This window comes from Streptomyces sp. G5(2025) (assembly GCF_049542075.1).
Taxonomy (GTDB): Bacteria; Actinomycetota; Actinomycetes; order Streptomycetales; family Streptomycetaceae; genus Streptomyces.
The window spans coordinates 529166-548548 of the sequence record NZ_JBMUZT010000006.1 but is presented as its reverse complement, the minus strand read 5'-3'; the positions used below and the strand labels follow the sequence as shown (position 1 = coordinate 548548).

Annotated in this window: 12 protein-coding genes and 1 pseudogene; 6 read left to right on the top strand and 7 right to left on the bottom strand. The window is 70.1% G+C overall.

Going from position 1 to position 19383, the window contains the following annotated elements; translation table 11 throughout:
• The first annotated feature begins 67 nt into the window (after window positions 1-67).
• Both ACOBQB_RS13205 and ACOBQB_RS13200 read left to right on the top strand, forming a co-directional pair.
• On the top strand, window positions 68-481 hold the full coding sequence (locus tag ACOBQB_RS13205; RefSeq protein ID WP_423591648.1) for a roadblock/LC7 domain-containing protein: 414 nt from the start codon (window positions 68-70) through the stop codon (window positions 479-481).
• Between the two features lie 110 nt (window positions 482-591).
• Complete coding sequence (locus ACOBQB_RS13200; RefSeq protein ID WP_423591646.1) at window positions 592-1533, top strand: DUF6397 family protein; 942 nt, start codon at window positions 592-594, stop codon at window positions 1531-1533.
• Between the two features lie 33 nt (window positions 1534-1566).
• Here ACOBQB_RS13200 and ACOBQB_RS13195 read toward each other — a convergent pair whose 3' ends face one another.
• The 3 genes from ACOBQB_RS13195 to ACOBQB_RS13185 all read right to left on the bottom strand — a co-directional run bounded on the left by ACOBQB_RS13195 (window position 1567) and on the right by ACOBQB_RS13185 (window position 6268).
• A complete protein-coding gene (locus ACOBQB_RS13195; protein WP_423591645.1) occupies window positions 1567-2076 on the bottom strand; it encodes a tetratricopeptide repeat protein in 510 nt (169 codons plus the stop codon).
• Window positions 2077-2745: 669 nt separating this feature from the next.
• Window positions 2746-3648: an acyl-CoA thioesterase gene (locus ACOBQB_RS13190; protein ID WP_423591643.1), complete on the bottom strand. Its 903-nt coding sequence runs from the start codon at window positions 3646-3648 to the stop codon at window positions 2746-2748.
• Between the two features lie 46 nt (window positions 3649-3694).
• Window positions 3695-6268: a DEAD/DEAH box helicase gene (locus ACOBQB_RS13185; RefSeq protein ID WP_423591641.1), complete on the bottom strand. Its 2574-nt coding sequence runs from the start codon at window positions 6266-6268 to the stop codon at window positions 3695-3697.
• A 61-nt stretch (window positions 6269-6329) separates the two neighbouring features.
• Between ACOBQB_RS13185 and ACOBQB_RS13180 the strand changes: the two genes are divergently transcribed.
• Both ACOBQB_RS13180 and ACOBQB_RS13175 read left to right on the top strand, forming a co-directional pair.
• A complete protein-coding gene (locus ACOBQB_RS13180) occupies window positions 6330-7124 on the top strand; it encodes a metal-dependent hydrolase (protein ID WP_423591639.1) in 795 nt (264 codons plus the stop codon).
• Between the two features lie 438 nt (window positions 7125-7562).
• The gene (locus ACOBQB_RS13175; RefSeq protein ID WP_423591637.1) at window positions 7563-7784 is read left to right on the top strand and encodes a hypothetical protein; all 222 of its coding nucleotides are present in this window, start codon (window positions 7563-7565) and stop codon (window positions 7782-7784) included.
• 326 nt (window positions 7785-8110) lie between these two features.
• Here the strand turns inward: ACOBQB_RS13175 and ACOBQB_RS13170 are convergent, their stop codons facing one another.
• Window positions 8111-9892 (bottom strand): ABC transporter ATP-binding protein, encoded by a 1782-nt coding sequence (locus ACOBQB_RS13170; protein WP_423591635.1) that lies wholly within the window; start codon window positions 9890-9892, stop codon window positions 8111-8113.
• The gene (locus ACOBQB_RS13165; protein WP_423591633.1) at window positions 9889-11724 is read right to left on the bottom strand and encodes an ABC transporter transmembrane domain-containing protein; all 1836 of its coding nucleotides are present in this window, start codon (window positions 11722-11724) and stop codon (window positions 9889-9891) included. The genes ACOBQB_RS13170 and ACOBQB_RS13165 overlap by 4 nt, the downstream gene beginning before the upstream one ends.
• Before the next feature lie 293 nt (window positions 11725-12017).
• On the opposite strand from ACOBQB_RS13165, the gene ACOBQB_RS13160 reads away from it, so the two are divergent.
• Together ACOBQB_RS13160 and ACOBQB_RS13155 are read left to right on the top strand one after the other, a co-directional pair.
• Window positions 12018-12776, top strand: a complete 759-nt coding sequence (locus ACOBQB_RS13160) for a L,D-transpeptidase family protein (RefSeq protein ID WP_423591631.1) — start codon at window positions 12018-12020, stop codon at window positions 12774-12776.
• A gap of 98 nt (window positions 12777-12874) precedes the next feature.
• Complete coding sequence (locus ACOBQB_RS13155) at window positions 12875-14521, top strand: peptide-N4-asparagine amidase (protein ID WP_423591629.1); 1647 nt, start codon at window positions 12875-12877, stop codon at window positions 14519-14521.
• A gap of 189 nt (window positions 14522-14710) precedes the next feature.
• On the opposite strand, the gene ACOBQB_RS13150 is transcribed toward ACOBQB_RS13155, so the two are convergent.
• Both ACOBQB_RS13150 and ACOBQB_RS13145 read right to left on the bottom strand, forming a co-directional pair.
• Window positions 14711-16189: a Gfo/Idh/MocA family protein gene (locus tag ACOBQB_RS13150; protein WP_423591627.1), complete on the bottom strand. Its 1479-nt coding sequence runs from the start codon at window positions 16187-16189 to the stop codon at window positions 14711-14713.
• A 217-nt stretch (window positions 16190-16406) separates the two neighbouring features.
• Window positions 16407-19354 (bottom strand): annotated as a pseudogene (locus ACOBQB_RS13145) (FAD-binding and (Fe-S)-binding domain-containing protein).
• Between the last annotated feature and the right edge of the window lie 29 nt (window positions 19355-19383).

The following is a 19383-nucleotide window of genomic DNA, read 5'->3' as shown; positions in this document are numbered from 1 at the left end:
CGGTCGTGGGGAAGGCTGGCAGGTCAGATCCTCCAGCCAGGGGGAGCGGATGCGGGGAGACAGGGTCATGGGGCAGAACACGGGGCTGGGCTGGCTGCTGGACGACCTGACGCAGCGGATGGAACACGTACGGCATGCGCTGGTGCTGTCCAACGACGGGTTGGTGACGAGTGCGAGTTCGGACCTGAAGCGTGAGGACGCGGAGCATCTCGCGGCGGTCTCCTCGGGACTTCACAGCCTTGCCAAGGGATCCGGGCGTCATTTCCACGCCGGCAAAGTGCGGCAGACCATGATCGAGTTCGACGAAGCCGTCCTCTTCGTCACCGCGGCAGGCGACGGCAGCTGCCTCTGCGTCCTGAGCTCCGCGGAAGCCGACATCGGCCAGGTCGCCTACGAGATGACGCTGCTTGTGAACCGCGTCGGCGAGCACTTGGGCGTCGGAGCCCGGCAACCGGACCGCACGCCCATCGTTGACCTCTGACCAGCACTGACGCTGTCACGACAAGAGTTATCCACAGGCCCAGCGAAAATCGCGGTGGTCGGGCTACGGTTTTTCCCGAGAGCAATGACGCCTCACGGGGGAGAACCACCATGACAAGTGACACCATCACGCAGACGGCCGGCACAGCGGCCGCGCGGCCGCCGATGACGCCGAGCGGTGCCGCGAGAGAACTGGGTTTGAAGCGGGGCGAGTTCGACCTCGCGGTGATGCTGGGGCACATCCGCGCCGTCAGCGACGCCATGGGCGGTCAGCGCCGCGTGACGCGTGAGGAGATCGATCGCGTGCGCGGAAGTGAAGGCTTCCCCGAAACATTGCGCACGTGCATCAGAGCCGTGGGGACCACAGAGGGCGCGGGGCTCATGGGCATCAGCTCCGCCCGCTTCACTCGGCTCGCCCGAGTCGGTGCGCTGACTCCAGTAAAATTTTACTTGAACCGGTACCGCGCTGTCGTATGGCTCTATCTCGCCGAAGAACTACGGCAGTTCGCTGGGAGCGAGGCCAATGCCGACCTCCTCACAGGACGCATGCCGGGAGTGATGCGCGCGCGACTGGAGGAAGGCCAGGACCTGAGGGCGCGCAACTGGCGAGGCCGGTACGCGGACTCGCTGCTGCGCCAGTCCGAGGACCCCTGGGAGCGCGCCGCCGCCATGGCGTCGCTGCTCGACCCGGTGCAGATCGCGGAGATCATCAGGGATCCGTACGAACGCGCCTACCTCAACCGGCTCAAGCCTGCGCCGCGCGCCGACGGGACGCCGGACTCGCCCGTGGCGCGAATCGTCGAGCGGATCACCACCGCGGACGATCCGGACGAGATCCGCTGGCTGCGCTCCAGCCTGCTGATCGGCCTCGTTCAGGCCCGCGCACAGCGCCCGGCGCCCCGCCCCGCGGGCCCGCCGGCGCCTCAGCCGGTGGCCGAGGGAACACCTCTTACCGCGGAGCCCGACCACCCGAGGGAGATGGAGATCGCGATCGACGCCTCGGTGCGGGAGCCGCGCGGCCTGAGGAAATGGCTGCGCCGCGTGCGGGCGTAGCCCGGTGGCGCCGCGCCGTCCCTATCGGTGCAGCTACACCGTCGCGTGGAGGTCTTTGGCGTACTCCTCGATGGCGGGTCGATAGCCCGCGATCTCCGGATCCTTGGTCGTGGCGGCAAGCAGTGTCAGGAGCAACCCCATCGCGTCATGCGTCCGGCCTGTGTTGTACAGCGCCATGGCCAGGAAGGTCTTGAGCGCGCCGTCTTCGGGGAATTCAGCCGTCGCGTCGCCGAGCGTGGCGACGGCTTCTTCGTAGCGGCCAAGAATCCTGTACGTGCTGCCCAGGCCCAGGAGTGCTCCCCGGCGGGCGCCGTCCGAAAGCCCCTTCCCGGCGAGCGCGCGCTCGTAGTAGGGGACTGCTTCGGCCTCCAGGCCCAGCGTGTCGTGGACCCACGCGGTCTGGTACGCCACCTCGGCGTCCTGAGGCCACCGCGCCGAGAGGGCGACCAGCCGCTCTCGGGCTTCCTCTCTTCGGCCTGCCTCGCGTAGTCGGACCGCCTCGGCCAGTAGTTCATCCCTGCCCTCGGCTGTGTTCTCGCTCAACCGCGCACCCTCTCGTCACGTGGCCCGATTCCAGTCCGGAGCCACCCCCGGCCCGCTCCGGAACCACCCCTGAATCCGTTCTCAACGGAGGCACAGATGCCCGACCCGACCCGCTCTCGCTTTACCCGCTTTACCTGCTTCAAGCGTGCCCGACGTGCTTCAACCGGCCATTTCCCCTTCGAGCCATGTGCGGCCACGCGTGCGCGCGGCCGTTCCCACGTCCTCCAGGAACCTGTAAGTGTCCCAGTCGCTGAGCCCGGCACTGAACCAGTCCGTCAGCGGGGCCCGGCGGTACTGGAAAGAGGTCCACGTACCGTGGGGGCGTCCACGTACGACATGGCCCTCGGCGGCGAGCGGAAGAAGGAGCCTGCTGGCCAGTTTCTGCCGGCCCTCTCAGCTCTTGCCGCGCGCCATCACCAACTCCGTGCTCACGTGTGGGTCATCGCTCCCGAGGACGAGGCGGCGCTCCCAGGCGGCGACCGCGCAGGAACACAAGGCCTGCGCACGGAAGGGGCATCCCAGGACGACACGAAGACCGTGCGGTGCATCCTCATAGGCCGATCGTCCGCCCTGGCGCCGGCCGCCAGCCGATGCCGAAGTGTGAGTCGCGCCCGACGCTCGGCCACGCCTATGCGTCGCACCATGCCTCCCGCGAGGATCCTCCGTCGATCAGGCTCCTGGTGTCGGGCTGTCCATGTGGCGCTCCCCGTACGGGCGGAACAGCCCTTCCTGGACGACCGACACCAGCAGCCGACCTTCGGCGTCGTAGATACGGCCCCGGGCGAGGCCGCGACCCCCCGTCGCGATGGGGGACTCCTGGTCATACAGAAACCACTCGTCCGCGCGGAAGGGGCGGTGGAACCACATGGCGTGGTCGAGCGAGGCCATGTCGAAGCCACGGGGCCCCCAAAGGGGCTCCACCGGGATACGCACGGCATCGAGGAGCGTCATGTCGCTCGCGTAGGTGAGCGCGCAAGTGTGCACGAGCGGATCGTCGCCCAACGGGCCGACGGCTCGCATCCACACCGCGCTGCGCGGCTCCGCGTCCTTGATCTCCTCAGCAGTCCAGCGCAGCCGGTCCACATAACGGATGTCGAAAGGCTGGCGCCGGGCCATGCGCTCCAGCTGCTCGGGGAGCGCGCCGAGGTGTTCCCTGATCTCCTCGGCGACCGTGGGCAGCGACTCCGGGTCGGGCGCGGCGATGCGTGGTGGCAGCTGATGTTCGAATGCGCCCTGTTCGGGCTGATGGAAGGAGGCGGTGAGGTTGAAGATGGTGCGGCCCTGCTGGACGGCGGTGACGCGGCGCGTGGTGAAGGAGCGCCCGTCCCTGACCCGCTCGACTTGGTACACGATGGGAACGCCCGGGCGGCCCGGACGGAGGAAGTACGCGTGCAGGGAGTGCACCGGGCGGTCGCCCTCGGTGGTGCGGCCCGCTGCCACCAATGCCTGTCCGGCGACCTGCCCGCCGAACACCCGCTGGAGGGACTCCTGGGGGCTGCGGCCCCGGAAGATGTTGACCTCGATCTGCTCCAAATCCAACAGATCGACGAGCCGGTCGGCGGGATTGTTCATGACAGTTCCTCGACTCCTGTCCGGGACGCGTGAATCCTCTGAGCGGTCAGAGCTGGCCGACGTCCGTGACCCGGACGACGGCGCGGCCCTCCTCGTCGGAGGCCGCGAGATCGACCTCCGCGCTGATGCCCCAGTCATGGTCGCCGTTCGGGTCGGCGAACGTCTGCCGGACGCGCCACAGACCGTGCTCCGGGTCCTCCTCGATGCGCAACAGCTTGGGGCCGCGCGCGTCGGGGCCGGTCCCGAGATCTTCGTACTCGTCCCAGTACTTGTCCATGGCCTCGCCCCAGGCGTCCGCGTCCCAGCCGGACTCGCCGTCCAGTTCGCCGAGCTCCTCGACGTGATCGAGGGCGGCCAGCTCGACCCTGCGGAACAGTGCGTTGCGCACCAGGACGCGGAAGGCGCGGGCGTTGGCGGTGACCGGCTTCACCTGGTCGGCCTTCTCCTGGGCCTCCTCGGCCGTCATGATCTCCGGGTTGGCCAGCTGCTCCCACTCGTCGAGGAGGCTGGAGTCGACCTGACGGACCATCTCGCCGAGCCAGGCGATCAAATCCTCCAGGTCCTCGGACTTCAGGTCGTCCGGGATGGTGTGCTCCAGAGCCTTGTACGCGCTGGCGAGGTAGCGCAGCACGATGCCCTCGGTGCGGGCGAGCTCGTAGAAGGACGTGAACTCGGTGAAGGACAGCGCCCGTTCGTACATGTCACGGATGACGGACTTCGGGGAGAGCGGGTGGTCGCCGACCCATGGATGGCTGGTGCGGTAGGTGTTGTACGCGTGGAAGAGCAGCTCCTCCAAGGGCTTCGGGTACGTGATGTCCTGGAGCCGCTCCATCCGCTCCTCGTACTCGACACCGTCGGCCTTCATCAGCGCCACGGCCTCGCCGCGTGCCTTGTTCTGCTGGGCCGCCAGGATCTGGCGCGGGTCGTCGAGAGTGGACTCGACGACGGACACCATGTCGAGGGCGTACGACGGAGACTCGGGGTCGAGCACCTCGAAGGCGGCGAGCGCGAACGTGGACAGCGGCTGGTTGAGTGCGAAGTCCTGCTGAAGATCGACCGTCAGGCGCACGATGCGGCCGGTGGCGTCCGGCTCGTCGAGCTTCTCCACGACACCGCCGGCGAGGAGCGAGCGGTAGATCGCGATGGCCCGGCGAATGTGCCGGAGCTGCTGCTTGCGCGGCTCGTGGTTGTCCTCAAGGAGGTGACGCATCGCCTTGAAGGCGTTGCCCGGGCGAGCGATCACGGAGAGCAACATCGTGTGCGTGACCCGGAAGCGGGACGTCAGCGGCTCGGGCTCGGAGGCGATGAGCTTCTCGAAGGTGTTCTCGGTCCAGCCGACGAAGCCCTCAGGGGCCTTCTTGCGGACCACCTTGCGACGCTTCTTCGCGTCGTCGCCCGCCTTGGCGAGCGCCTTCTCGTTCTCGATGACGTGCTCGGGCGCCTGGGCGACCACCAAGCCGGCGGTGTCGAAGCCCGCGCGCCCGGCCCGTCCGGCGATCTGGTGAAACTCCCGCGCGCGCAGCGTGCGGACGCGATTGCCGTCGTACTTGGTGAGCGCGGTGAAGAGCACGGTACGGATCGGGACATTGACGCCGACGCCGAGAGTGTCCGTGCCGCAGATGACCTTGAGCAGACCCGCCTGCGCGAGCTTCTCCACCAGACGGCGGTACTTCGGCAGCATGCCTGCGTGGTGCACACCGATGCCGTGGCGTACGTAGCGCGAGAGGTTCCGGCCGAACTTGGTGGTGAAGCGGAAGCTGCCGATCAGATCGGCGATCTTGTCCTTCTCCTCGCGCGTGCACATGTTGATGCTCATCAGCGACTGCGCGCGCTCGACGGCCTGCGCCTGCGTGAAGTGAACGATGTAGACCGGTGCCTGCTTGGTCTCGAGCAGCTCGGTGAGCGTCTCGGTGATCGGCGTCAGGCGGTACTCGTAGGAGAGCGGGACGGGACGCGTCGCGGAGCGCACCACCGAGGTGGGTCGACCCGTGCGGCGGGTCAGATCCTTTTCGAACATGCTGACGTCGCCGAGCGTCGCCGACATGAGGACGAACTGTGCCTGGGGCAGTTCCAGCAGGGGGATCTGCCACGCCCAGCCGCGGTCCGGCTCGGCGTAGAAATGGAACTCGTCCATCACGACCTGGCCGACGTCGGCGGCCTTGCCGTCTCGCAGCGCGATCGAGGCGAGAACTTCGGCTGTGCAGCAGATGACGGGTGCGTCGGCGTTGACCGACGCGTCGCCGGTGAGCATGCCGACATTCTCGGTGCCGAAGAGCTTGCAGAGGTCGAAGAACTTCTCGGAGACCAACGCCTTGATGGGCGCCGTGTAAAAGGTCACCTTGTCCTGGGCGAGCGCCGTGAAGTGAGCGGCCGCCGCCACGAGGCTCTTGCCGGAGCCAGTAGGCGTGGACAAGATCACGTTCGCCCCGGAGACCACCTCGATCAGCGCCTCCTCCTGGGCCGGATAGAGAGTGATCCCCTGATCCTCGGCCCACGACGAGAAGGCTTCGAAGAGGGCATCGGGGTCGGCATCCGGCGGCAGCTGATCAATAAGGGTCACACCCCCATCTTGCCTTCCTTCTCGCCCGATCAGGGAACCGGAGGTCTCGACGAAGATCATGAACGCTACGCTGTGTCGCCAACGGGGCGTCAGAACAATGGAAATGGGGCGGGCGACAGCAATGATGGGACCGGCACACTCACTGTCGGGGGCGGCGGCCTGGCTCGGAGTAGGCGCGGCTGCCGCAGCGGCGGGGCACACGATGCCCTGGCCGGTCCTCCTTGTAGGAGCCCTGATCTGTGCCGGGGCGGCGCTCGCGCCCGATCTCGACCACAAGTCGGCCACCATCTCGCGCGCCTTCGGGCCGGTGTCGCGCGGTCTGTGCGAGATCGTCGACAAGCTCTCGTACGCCGTCTACAAGGCGACGCGCAAGCAGGGCGACCCGCGCCGCTCGGGCGGGCACCGCACGCTGACGCACACCTGGCTGTGGGCGGTCCTGATCGGAGCCGGAGCCTCGGCCCTGGCGATATCCGGCGGGCGCTGGGCGGTCCTCGCCATCCTCTTCGTCCACATGGTGCTCGCCATCGAAGGCCTGCTCTGGCGGGCCGCGCGCGGGTCGAGCAGCGATGTGCTGGTGTGGCTGCTCGCCGCGACGAGCGCCTGGATCCTCGCCGGGATCCTCGACAAGTCCGGCAATGGCTCGGACTGGCTGTTCACCGCGCCTGGCCAGGAGTATCTGTGGCTCGGGCTGCCGATCGTTCTCGGAGCGCTGGTCCACGACCTCGGGGACGCCCTGACGGTTTCCGGGTGCCCGGTCCTGTGGCCCATTCCCATCGGACGCAAGCGCTGGTATCCGATCGGACCCCCCAAGGCGTTGCGGTTCCGGGCCGGCAGCTGGGTCGAGCTGAAGGTACTGATGCCCGTGTTCATGCTGCTCGGGGGAGTGGGCGGCGCGGCCGCGCTCAACGTCATCTGAGGTCCGGCTTTCGTGCGAGGGCGGCCCACGCCCGTGGGTGGCGCGCCCTGGCCGGGTTCCTGGCGGGTTTGGTGCCGAGTGCTGCGTGGGTGGTGTGCGGCTACGCGTCCGGGGCGGTCCTCGCGTGGGGGCGGGGCGTGCGGCGGGGCAAGGTGAGGCGCGCCCGGCCTGGGGGCAAGTGGAGGCGCGGTCGGGCCCGGCCCGGATGGAGGCCCAGGCCCCTGCCGGTCGCCGTCGTCGCGTCCCTTGACGGCGCGTGGATGGCCGCGAGGGGACGGCTCAGGGCGGTCTCGCGCGTGCTGGGTGGGCCGACAGCGATCAGGCCAGGGGCGGCCGTCGGCCCCGCTGATACGGAGGTCACCGGACCTGCTCCCGCGGATGCGGCCAACTCTGTTCCCACAAGGGCGGCCGACTCTATTCCCACAACGGCGGGCGGCCATGCTCGGGCCGGAGCGGGCGGTCTGGCTCGGGCTGAGGCGCCCGGACCTGTTCGGGCCGGCGGTCTGGCTCGGGCTGAAGCGTGCGGCCCTGCGCTGGCCGAAGCGGACGGTCTGGCTCGGGCCCAAGCGTACGGCCCTGCTCGGGCCGGAGCGGATGGTCTGGCTCGGGCCGGAGCGGGCAGCGCTGCCGAGGTCGATACGGGCGGGCCTGCTCACGTAAGCGTGGCTGAGTCCGGTCGGGCAAGGGCTGCGGCCCTGGTCCCTGCGCCGCTTGTCCCGGAATCGCAGCGGCCGCCCCCTCCGGAGCAGTCCCTACCTGTGCCAGGACCGCCACTAAGCGTGGCTGAGTCCGGTCGGGCAAGGGCTGCGGCCCTGGTCCCTGCGCCGCTTGTCCCGGAATCGCAGCGGCCGCCCCCTCCGGAGCAGTCCCTACCTGTGCCAGGACCGCCACTAAGCGTGGCTGAGTCCGGTCGGGCAAGGGCTGCGGCCCTGGTCCCTGCGCCGCTTGTCCCGGAATCGCAGCGGCCGCCCCCTCCGGAGCAGTCCCTACCCGTGCCAGGACCGCCACAGCGCCGCGTACGCGCCGTTGGCGGACACCAGCTCGTCATGGCTGCCGAGTTCGCTGATGCGGCCGTTCTCGACCACGGCGATGACGTCCGCGTCGTGTGCGGTGTGCAGGCGGTGGGCAATAGCCACCACCGTGCGGCCGTCCAGGACGCGGGCGAGCGAGCGCTCCAGGTGCCGAGCGGCCCGGGGATCGAGCAGCGAGGTCGCCTCGTCCAGGACCAGCGTGTGCGGATCGGCGAGAACGAGACGTGCCAGTGCGATCTGCTGCGCCTGTGCGGGCGTCAGCGCGAACCCGCCGGAGCCGACCTCGGTGTCCAGCCCTTCCTTGAGGCCGCGTGCCCAGTCGGCCGCGTCGACCGCGCCGAGCGCCGCCCACAGCTCGGCGTCCCGGGCTCCGGTCCGTGCGAGGAGGAGGTTGTCGCGCAGGGAGCCGACGAAGACGTGATGCTCCTGGTTGACCAGGGCCACATGGGAGCGCACTTCCTCGGCGGGCATCGCCGACAGAGCGGCGCCACCCAGTGTGACCTGGCCGGTACGGGGACCGTAAATGCCGGCGAGCAGTCGACCCAGCGTCGACTTTCCAGCGCCCGACGGGCCCACCAGGGCGACGCGCGAACCGGGCTCGACGGCGAGGGACACCTCGCGCAGCACGTCGACGCCCGCGCGGTACCCGAAGTGCACATCGTCGGCGAGGACGTGGTGTCCCTCCGGTACGACGGAGGCGTCGCCCGCGTCCGGCTCGATGTCGCGCACGCCGACGAGCCGGGCCAGCGACACCTGGGCCACCTGAAGCTCGTCGTACCACCGGAGGATGATCCCCAGCGGGTCGACGAGCATCTGGGAGATGAGTACACCCGCGGTCAGTTGCCCCACGCCGATCCAGCCTTGGAGTACGAAGAATCCGCCGATCATCAGTGTCGAACAGAGCACGGTGGTGTGGGTGAGGTTGATCGCCGGGAAGAGCACCGACCGCAAGTAGAGCGTGTAGCGCTCCCAGGCGGTCCACTCCTTGATACGGCGTTCGGAGAGTTCGATGCGGCGCTCGCCGAGCCGGTGCGCTTCGACGGTGCGCCCCGCGTCGACGGTCTCGGCGAGGGCCGCGGCCACGGCGGCGTACCCGGCAGCCTCCGAACGGTATGCGGCGGGCGCCCGCTGAAAGTACCAGCGGCAGCCCACGACGAGGAGCGGCGCGGCGACGAGGACCGCCGGCGCCAGCGGTGGCGCGGTCACGACAAGCCCGCCCAGCAGCAGGACCACCCACACCACGCCGATGGCGAGCTGCGGCACAGCCTCACGCATGGCGTTGGCCAGGCGATCGATGTCCGTCGTGATCCTGGAGAGCAGATCACCCGTCCCCGCCCGCTCCAGGACTCCCGGCGGCAGCCCGACGGACCGTACGAGGAAGTCCTCCCGCAGGTCGGCCAGCATGCGCTCGCCGAGCATCGCACCGCGCAGCCGCACCTCCCGTACGAAGAAGGCCTGCACCGCGAGTGCGAGTGCGAACAGGCCGACGGTGCGCTCCAGATGCAGGTCCCGGGCGTCGGCCGAGACGTTCTCGACAAGATCGCCGAGGAGATAGGGGCCGACCATCGAGGCGACCACAGCCAGCGTGTTCACCGCGATCAGCAGCGCGAAGGCCTTGCGGTGGCGCTGGAACAGCTCGCGTACGTAGGCGCGCACGGTGCCGCTCGCGCCGACGGGCAGGGTCTCCGCGGTCGTGGGGGCCGCCGGGTCGTACTCCGGGGGCGCCAAGCCGATCATGCCGTCTCCTCGATGTCGATTTTCGTGGGGGCGCCCACGCCGGCGCGTTCGTCGTCGGTCTCGCGGGTCACGACCGCGCGGTACAGCGGTTCGCTGCGCACCAGCTCGCGGTGCGTGCCCACCGCCGCGACGTCGCCGTCCGCGAGGAAGACGACGCGTTCGGCACGGTCCAGGAGCAGGGGGGACGAGGTGAGCACCACGGTGGTGCGTCCGGCCCGGAGCCTGCGGATCCCGTCGCCGATCCGGGCCTCGGTGTGCGAGTCGACGGCGGACGTCGGCTCGTCGAGTACCAGCGCTTCGGGGTCGGTGACCAGGGAGCGGGCCAGGGCGAGGCGTTGGCGTTGCCCGCCGGAGAGGGAGCGGCCGCGTTCTGTGAGGTGGGCGGCCATCGGGTCGTCGTCCACCGACGCCTGGGCCAGCGCGTCAAGGACGTCCGCGCACTGCGCCGCCGCGAGCGCTTCTTCGGGGGTGACCGCTCCGGAAGCGGGTACGTCGAGGAGCGCGCGGAGTGTCCCGGAGAGGAGGACGGGGTCTTTGTCCTGGACCAGGACGGCGGCGCGGGCCTCGGACAGGGGCAGGTCATCGAGCACTGTGGCTCCAAGGCGTACGGACGGCAGGTCCGCGGCGTCGTCGAACGCCGGGTGGCCGCCGAGACGTTCGGCGAGTCGCCCTGCTTCGTCCGGGTCGCCGCAGACCACGGCGGTCAGGCGGCCGGCGGGGGCGAGAAGCCCTGTCACGGGGTCGTACAGGTCACCGGTGGGGCGAGCACCGCCCGCCCTCTGCCCCGGCGTACGCGGGCCCGGGGTCTTCGACCGCGACCCACTCGCGGGCTCCGCCGTCCGCTCAAGCGAGAGCACCCGTGCGGCCCGCTTCGCGGAGGGGCGTGAGAAGGAGTACGCCATGGCGATCTCCTCGAAGTGCCGCAGCGGATAGTTGAGCATCATCACCGCGCTGTAGACGGTGACCAGTTCACCGACGGTGATACGGCCCTCACGGGCCAGGTGCACGCCGTGCCAGACGACCGCGATCAGCAGCAGGCCCGGCATCAGGACCTGGATCGCTGAGATCGCGGCCCACATCCGGGCGCTGCGTACCGCCGCCGTGCGAACCTCCTGCGAAGCGCGGCGGTAGCGATCCAGGAAGAGGTCCTCGCCGCCGATGCCGCGCAGCACGCGCAGCCCGGCGACGGTGTCCGACGCCAGCTCGGTGGCCCGTCCCGCCTTCTCGCGCTGGAAGTCGGCCCGACGCGTCGCGCGGGGCAACAGGGGGAGCACGGCGAGCGCGAGGACGGGGATGCCCACGGCGACGACGACACCGAGCGAGGGCTGGTAGACGAGGAGGCCGACGCAGACCAGGACGACCGTGGACGCCGCCGCCGCGAAGCGGGACAGCGCCTCCACGAACCAACCGATCTTCTCGACGTCACCGGTGGAGACGGCGACGACCTCACCGGCCGCCACGCGCCGGGTGAGCGCGGAGCCGAGGAGGGCGGTCTTGCGCGCGAGGAGTTGTTGCACCCGGGCTGAGGCCGTGACCCAGTTGGTGACTGCTGTGCGGTGGAGCATCGCGTCGCCCAGAGCGATGGCCAGGCCGAGCAGACCGATCAGCGCGCCCGCGAGGGCGAGCCGACCGCCGGACCGGTCGAGAACGGCCTGGACGGCGATGCCGACCGTGTATGGCAGACCCGCGATGGAGCCGAAGTGCAGCAGGCCCCAGGCGAGGGCCTTGAGCTGCCCCTTGAGTTGGTTCCGGCCCAGCCAGAGCAGGAAGCGTGGCCCTGACCGGGCGTCGGGGAGGCCAGGGTCGGTATACGGAAGGTCGCGAATCTGCATGACGTCCCAGGACTCGGAGCGGCAGCCGTCGGCTCCGCGGACGTCGGACTCGTGCGCTGGCGCGCAGACGCTGATGCAGACGCAAACGCGGACGCAGGCGCAGGCGTAGGCGCGATCGTGCCGAGACCGACAGTCAGGAGAAGCGGGCGGCGGTAACAAACCGTGAAAGGTTCGCCTCGGGCGGTGGCCCGAAGCAAACGATTTTCCGTCCCGGGGTAAAGAATCGGCCCGGTCTTCGAGAGAGCCGCAGGGCATGGACAAGGGAAGCGCGGGCCGGGTGCGACCATGGACGGATGCGTATAGCCGGTGCGGTGCGAACGGTGGTCGCGGCAGCGGCCTGCGGTGTCCTTCTCACGTCCTGCGGGAGCGGGGGTGGGAGTTCGGCGAAGGGGGGCGGCGCCGACGCCGGGCACGACAAGGAGGCGGGCGGCGCGGGAGGCGAGCGTGGACGCGCCGCCGACCTCAAGCGCATCCCCGATGTGGGCGATCGACTCCAGTCGAAGATTCCGAAGGACTCGCGCCAGGTCGTCGCGGTCTACGGCGATGGCGAGGACTCGGCGAAGTCGACCGTCGTCCTCTACACGAAGTCGGGTGAGACGGACACCACCTGGGAGAAGAACCGCAGCTGGCCCGCGCACAACGGCAAGAAGGGCTGGACCACCGACCACCACGAGAACGACAAGCGCAGCCCCGTCGGGGTGTTCACGCTCACCGACGCGGGCGGGGTCCTCGCGGACCCGGACGCCAAACTCCCGTACACGCAGTCGGACTCCATGCAGGCGCCTCACTATTGGCCCAAGACGCATTGGCACGACTTCGACTACGTCATCGCCATCGACTACAACCGTGCCAAGGGCACCCCGCCGAACGACCCGACGCGCCCCCAGGGCCAGGCCAAGGGCGGCAGCATCTGGCTGCACATGGACCACGGTAGCGGCACGTCGGGCTGCGTGAGCCTGTCCGAGTCGGGCATGGAGCATCTGCTGCGCACACTGGACCCGAAGCAGCACCCGGTCGTGGTGATGGGGGACAAGGCGAACCTCAAGGCGTAGGCGCCGCGTCCCCCTGGCGGCCTCCAGGCCGAGTTCCCTGGCCCACAGAGAGCAGAGAGGCCGTTGCGGTGATCCGTGACTGGCCATAGAAATCCCCCATGAGAAGACACGTCATGTCCATGCTCGTGGGGGCGGCTCTGGTCGCGAACACGCTCCTCGGCACCGGCACCGGCACCGGCCAGGCCACAGCCGCGCCTCGCCCCGCCGTCACGCCCCCGCCCGAGTTCGGCACCGACTGGCACGATCCGATAACCGCCGCACCCCCGGTCTCCAAGCCGCGCACCAAGTCCTGTGAAGTGACGGTCGCCGAGGCGCGGTTCAAGGACTTCACGCCGTACGAGGGCGATTACGCGCCGCCCCGTGGTTGCGGCGACCGCTGGGGCAAGGTGGTGCTGCGACTGGACGGCAAGGTGAAGGGGCGGCAGTACGACCGTCTCGGGTATCTGCGCGTCGGCGGAGTAGAGGTGTTCCGTACGTCCACGCCGCAGCCGTCCCCCGACGGCATCACCTGGTCCGTGGAGAAGGACGTCACCCGCTACAGCGAGACGTTGAGCCACGACCAGCGGGTCGAGATGCTCATTGGCAACGTCGTCAACGACACGTACACCGGAGTCATCGACGTCAAGGTCACGCTGACGTTCTACGCGCGGGAGAAGGGGCCTGACGGGCGGGACAAGGGCACTTCAGGGCGGTCGGTGGCCGACCGTGTCCTGCCGCTCGGTGACGGCACCACGCTCACCGCTCCACGCAACAGCGCACGCATCGTCGCCGAGGTCTACGCGACCGGCTCCGGAGGCGGTTGCGAAGAGTACTGGTACATGACGGTCCCCGACGCCGTGCCCTACTCCTGCGAAGCGGACGACGGTCCCTACCGTGAGGTGCAGGTCACGGTGGACGGGCAACTGGCCGGGATCGCCGCGCCGTTCCCGACCGTGTGGACCGGCGGCTGGTCCAACCCCTTCCTGTGGTACCTGATCCCGGGCCCCCGAGCCTTCGACGTCAAGCCCATCGAGTACGACCTGACGCCCTTCGCGGGGATCCTCAACGACGGCCGCCCGCACGAGGTGGAGGTCTCCGTCGTCGGCGTCCCGAAGGCGCAGACGGGCTGGAGCACCCCGGTCAACGTCCTGGTCTGGCAGGACGAGAAGAGTGAGCGCGTCACGGGCAAGCTGACCCGGCACACGGAGGGCACCCTCACGAACAAGTCGACGTACACGCCCGCTTCTGGAGAGGCCGCTCACCGGCTCGACACCAGGGGCGGTCATCGCTTGAGCGTCTCCGGGTACGTGAACACCTCGCACGGCCGTGTGACGACGACGGTGACGCGCACTCTCGCCAACACCTCGGTGCACCGATGGACCGAACGCGAGGCGGTGGACACGCTCCAGGCCACGTGGAACGACCGTGAGACGGTCACGGCAGGCGGCCGTTCGGTGCGCACCGAACGGACCTACACGATGGACGGCACCACGACGCTCGGCGCCGGTGACCGACTGCGTACCGAGATCTCCCTCGGCGACCGTGCCGAGAACGTCACCGCGCACGGCGGCCGACGGGTCGGACGGACGGTGAGCGACGACCGGTACGACGGGGACGCCTCCTACCTTTCCAACGTCCCGCGCGAGGAACGGCACGCGGTGGGCACCTCGCGTGAGCGCTACCGGCAGTTCGGCGACGGCGGCTGCCATGACCGCACCTTGGCCACCGTGCAGGGGATTCTGACGGAGGACCGGCTGCGCTGCTGAGGCGCGACGCACGCGAGGGCGGACGCATGAGCCGCGTCGGGCGGGCTGCTCGGCGTGGATCGCATGATGGACGCCATGCGCTTCGCCACCAACCAGATCGCGCGCTCGTACCTGAGCAGGAGGGGGACGGCCCTCGGTGGTGACATGAGCACCGCGCCCGGGCCCGCCCTTCCACATCCCTGCTGCCCGCTACGCCTTCGGCTTCGGCGAGTCCATCCCCGGGCGCGCCTTCTTCCACAGTCCGCGAGTGAAGTCGGGGATCGCCTGCGGCGCGCCCTTCGCCTTGATCGAGAGGTGACTCAGCGGCACGGGCGCCGTCCACGTCGCGGCGTCGTACACGTCGAAGTCCGGGACGAGGCCGAGCTGCATGGTCTGCATCAGCCGGAAGATCATGATGTAGTCCATGCCGCCGTGGCCGCCCGGCGGGTTAGCGTGTTCCTTCCAGAGCCAGTGGTCGAAGTCGGCGTACTTGGAGAAGTCGGCCCACTTGTCGTCCGTGTGGTCCGGCTCGATGTAGATGCGGGCGGGGTAGTCCTCGAAGACGCCCTTGGTGCCGCCGAGGCTGTTGATGCGGCTGTAGGGGTGAGGCGTGGAGACGTCGTGCTCCAGACGGATCACCCGCCCCTTCGCCGTCTGTACGAGGCTGATGGTGCGGTCGCTCTCGATGTACGTCTCTTTCCAGCTCGGGTCACCGGGCGGCATGTGCGCCCTGCGGTACTCGGCCAGACCCAGGGCGGGTGTGCCGAAGCTGGATATGTGCGTGACGCGATCACCGCGGTTGACGTCCATGTAGTTGGCGACCGGGCCGAAGCCGTGGTTGGGGTAGAGGTCACCGCGCAGCCGCGTGTGCCACAGCCGGCGCCACGGGCCCTCGTAGTAGTCGGGGTCGAACATCAGGCCGCGCAGATCGTGGTTGTAGGCGCCCGCACCGTGCAGCAGTTCGCCGAATTTGCCCGCGTGTGCCATCCGCAGGACACGCATCTCGTTCTTGCCGTAACAGCAGTTCTCCAACTGCATGCAGTGCCTGCGCGTCCGCTCCGAGAGGTCCACCAGCTCCCACAGCTCGTCCAGCCGCATGGCGAGGGGACACTCCACGCCCACATGCTTACCGTTCAGCATCGCCGACTTGCAGATGGCGAAGTGGGAGTCCCAGGGCGTCGCCACGTACACGAAGTCGATGTCCCCGCGCTTGCACAGGTTCTCGTAGTCGTCCTCGCCCTTGGTGTACGTCGCCGGGGCCGGCTGGCCCGCGGCGGTGACCTTCTTCGCCGCCGCCGCGGTCTTCTCCTTGACCGGGTCGCAGAGCGCCACGACGCGCACCCCGGGGAGCGCGAGGAACAGGTCGATCATGGAGCCGCCGCGGTTGCCGAGGCCGACGATCCCGACCCGCACCGTGGAGCGCCGCTGGAACGGCACACCGATCATCGTCCGGCCCTTGCGGGCGGGCGCCTGGGCGGCCGTGTCCGCGGCCTCGGCCTCGGTGGGGGCTGCGCCCGGGGCGTCGGCGTGGGCCGTGCCGCCCGCGAAGGCGCCGAGCCCGAGCCCCGCCCCGGCGAGCCCCGCCGTGCGCAGCACCGTACGGCGTGAACGGCCGTCTCCCGGTGTGCCGGCGGCGGCTTCGTCGGGGGTGGCGCCGTCAGGGGTCGGTGTCGCGTTCTCGTGGTGCATCGGACCTCCGTAGCTGTCTGTCGGGTGGTCTCTACCGCTGGGGCGGGAGCCACCCTGATGGGGCTACGGCGGGGATGCAAGAGGCTGGAGTGGTCGGGGAGTTGGACTTCCTTGCGGGCAGCGGGCAGCGGGCAGCGGGCAGCGGGCGACGGGCGACGGGCGGCGAGCAGGGGGCAGCAGAGGCGACGAAGGCTGACGGAGCTGAACGGCGGCGTTCTCAGAGGCCGCGGGGCCCCGGTCCCGGCCCCGGGGGCCGCGTCGCGCGTTCCAGCTCAAGAAGGACCGAGTAGTAGCCGCGACCCGTCGCGTGGTCCATGCCGACCTCGCACATGCGGTTCGCGGAGAGGTGGGCGTCGTAGGAGCGCGCGCAGACTTCCGCCGCCTCCTTGCGGGTGGCCGACTCGGTGAGCTCCTTGTGCAGCATGCCGCGGTCTCCCGCGAACGCGCAGCACCCGGCGTCGTCCGGCACGACCACCTCGTCCGCGCAGGCCTCCGCGACGGCACGCAACTGGGCCTCGTCGCCGAGATGCCGCATCGAACACGTGGGGTGCAGGACAGCGGAGCCGACCGTGCGGTGCACCGTCAGGTGGGGCAGCAGTTCGTCGGCGGCCCACACGATCGAGTCGACGACCGTCAGCTCCCGGTGCAGCGCGCGGTTGTCGGCCGTCAGATACGGCACCACCTCGTGCGCGATGCCGAGTGTGCAGGAGGAGGCGTCGACGACCAGCGGCAGTCGGCCGCCCGCGGTCCAGCCCCAGGCCGCCTCGACGATGCGATTGGCCATGAGGGTGTTCCCCGCGTCGTAACCTTTGGAGTGCCAGATCGTCGCGCAGCACGTCCCCGCGACGTCGTCCGGAATCCAAACCGGCTTGCCCGCGCGCGTGGACACCGCGACGACGGCCTCGGCCAGGGAGCGGTCGCCGGGGCCGCCGAAGATGCGGTTGACGCACGCCGGGTAGTAGACCGCCGTGGCGCCCACGCGCGCGGTGCGCGGCAGTCGGCGGGCCGCGGCGCCGGGGATCTGCGGCAGCCACTCCGGCACGAGGTCGGGCCGCACGGCCTTGCGGGCGGTGCGGGTCACCACGGTGAGCAGCCGGTCGCTGATCCTGTCGGCGGCGGCCACCGCGAGCCGCGCGGACGCCTCGACGGCCTTGAAGTTCCTGGCGGCGAGCGCGGCCATCCTCTCCTCGCGGGGCGAGTGCCGCGCGTGCCGGAAGTCCTTCATCAGGGCGCCCGTGTCGATGCCGACCGGGCACGCCAGCTTGCAGGTCGAGTCACCCGCACAGGTGTCCACGGCGTCGTAGCCGTACGCCTCGACGAGGCCGTCCTCGACGGGGGAGCCCGGCGTCTGGCGCATCATCTCGCGGCGCAGCACGATGCGCTGACGCGGCGTGGTGGTCACGTCGTCGCTGGGGCAGGTCGGTTCGCAGAAGCCGCACTCGATGCAGGGGTCGGCGATGAGCTCCACCTTGGGGATGGTCTTCAGGCCCCGCAGATGGGCCTTGGGGTCACGGTCCAGCACGACGCGCGGGGCGAGGACCCCGTCCGGGTCGATGACCTTTTTGGTGCGCCACATCAACTCCGTGGCCTTGGGACCCCATTCCAGTTCCAGGAAGGGCGCGATGTTGCGCCCCGTGGCGTGCTCGGCCTTCAGGGAGCCGTCGAACCGCTCCACGGTCAGTCGGCAGAACTCGTCCATGAACGCGGCGTACCGCTCCACGTCCGAGGGGAGTGCCGCGTCGAAGGCGAGCAGGAAGTGCAGATTGCCGTGCGCCGCGTGGCCCGCGACGGCGGCGTCGAAGCCGTGCCGTGTCTGGAGGTCCAGGAGCGTCTGACAGGCCTCGGCGAGCCGGCCCGGGGCACCGCGAAGTCCTCGGCGATCAGGGTCGTCCCCGAGGGACGGGAGCCGCCGACGGCCGTGACGAACGCCTTGCGGGCCTTCCAGTAGCCGCCGGTGGTCTTCGCGTCGCGTGTGAACCCGTTCGTCACCGAAGGGACCGGCGCCACCAGCTCCAGCCCGTCCAGGACCTTGGCCGCGGCGGTTTCGTACGCCTCCTGTGTGGCCAGGTCAGGTGCGCGGAATTCCACCAGAAGCGCGGTCGTCGACTTCGGTAGCCCGGCCCAGTCGGCGGGCACCCCTTGCACGCTGACCGAGGCGCGCAGGGTGTTGCCGTCCATCAGCTCGACGGCGAGCGCCCCCGCGGCGTTGAAGAGCGGCACCGCCGCGGCGGCCGCGGGCAGCGAGGGGAAGAAGAGCAGGGCCGTGCTGGTGTGCCGGTCCAGCGGCAGGGTGTCGAAGACGACCTCCGCGATGAAGCCGAAGGTGCCCTCGGAGCCCACCATCAGGCCGCGCAGGATCTGAACGGGCGTCGCGCCGTCGAGGAAGGCGTCGAGACGATAGCCGTTGGTGTTCTTGATCTGGTACTTGGCGCGGATGCGGGCCACCAGCTCGGCGTCCGCCTCGATCTCCCGCTTGATCGCCAGGAGCCCCTCGCACAGGGCGGGTTCCGCGTGCGCCAGCTGCTCGTCGGCTTCCGGCTCGGCGGTGTCCACGACCGTGCCCGAGGGCAGGACGAAGGTCAGCGAGGCGAGCGTGCGGTAGGAGTTGCGGGTCGTACCCGCCGTCATGCCCGAGGCGTTGTTCGCGACGACGCCGCCGACGGTGCAGGCGACGGCGCTCGCCGGGTCGGGACCGAGCACCCGGCCGGACCGGGCGAGCGTGGTGTTGGCGCGCACGACCGTGGTGCCCGGCCCGATCCGCGCCCGCTCGCCCCGGCCGAGCACCTCGACGCCCGCCCAGTGCTTGCGCACGTCGACCAGGATGTCCTCGCCCTGCGCCTGGCCGTTCAGCGAGGTGCCGGCGGCGCGGAAGACGACCTCGCGGCCCTTGCCGTGCGCGTACGAAAGGACGGCCGAGACATCGTCGATGTCCTCGGGGACGACCACGACCTGCGGCAGGAAGCGGTAGGGGCTCGCGTCCGAGGCGTACCGCACCAGGTCGGAGACCTTGGTCAAGACCTTGTCCGCACCGAGCAGCGCGATCAGCTCCGCCTTCAGCGGCTCCGGGGTGCCCGGGGCCCGGTCGTCCGGGACACGGTCGAATGCGGGCCCTTCGGTGCGCGAAGTGGGGCGCAGGGCATCCGGCTCGGGCTCCAGCAGCGGCATGGGCTCTCCTCGGCGGTGGCGGCGTACCC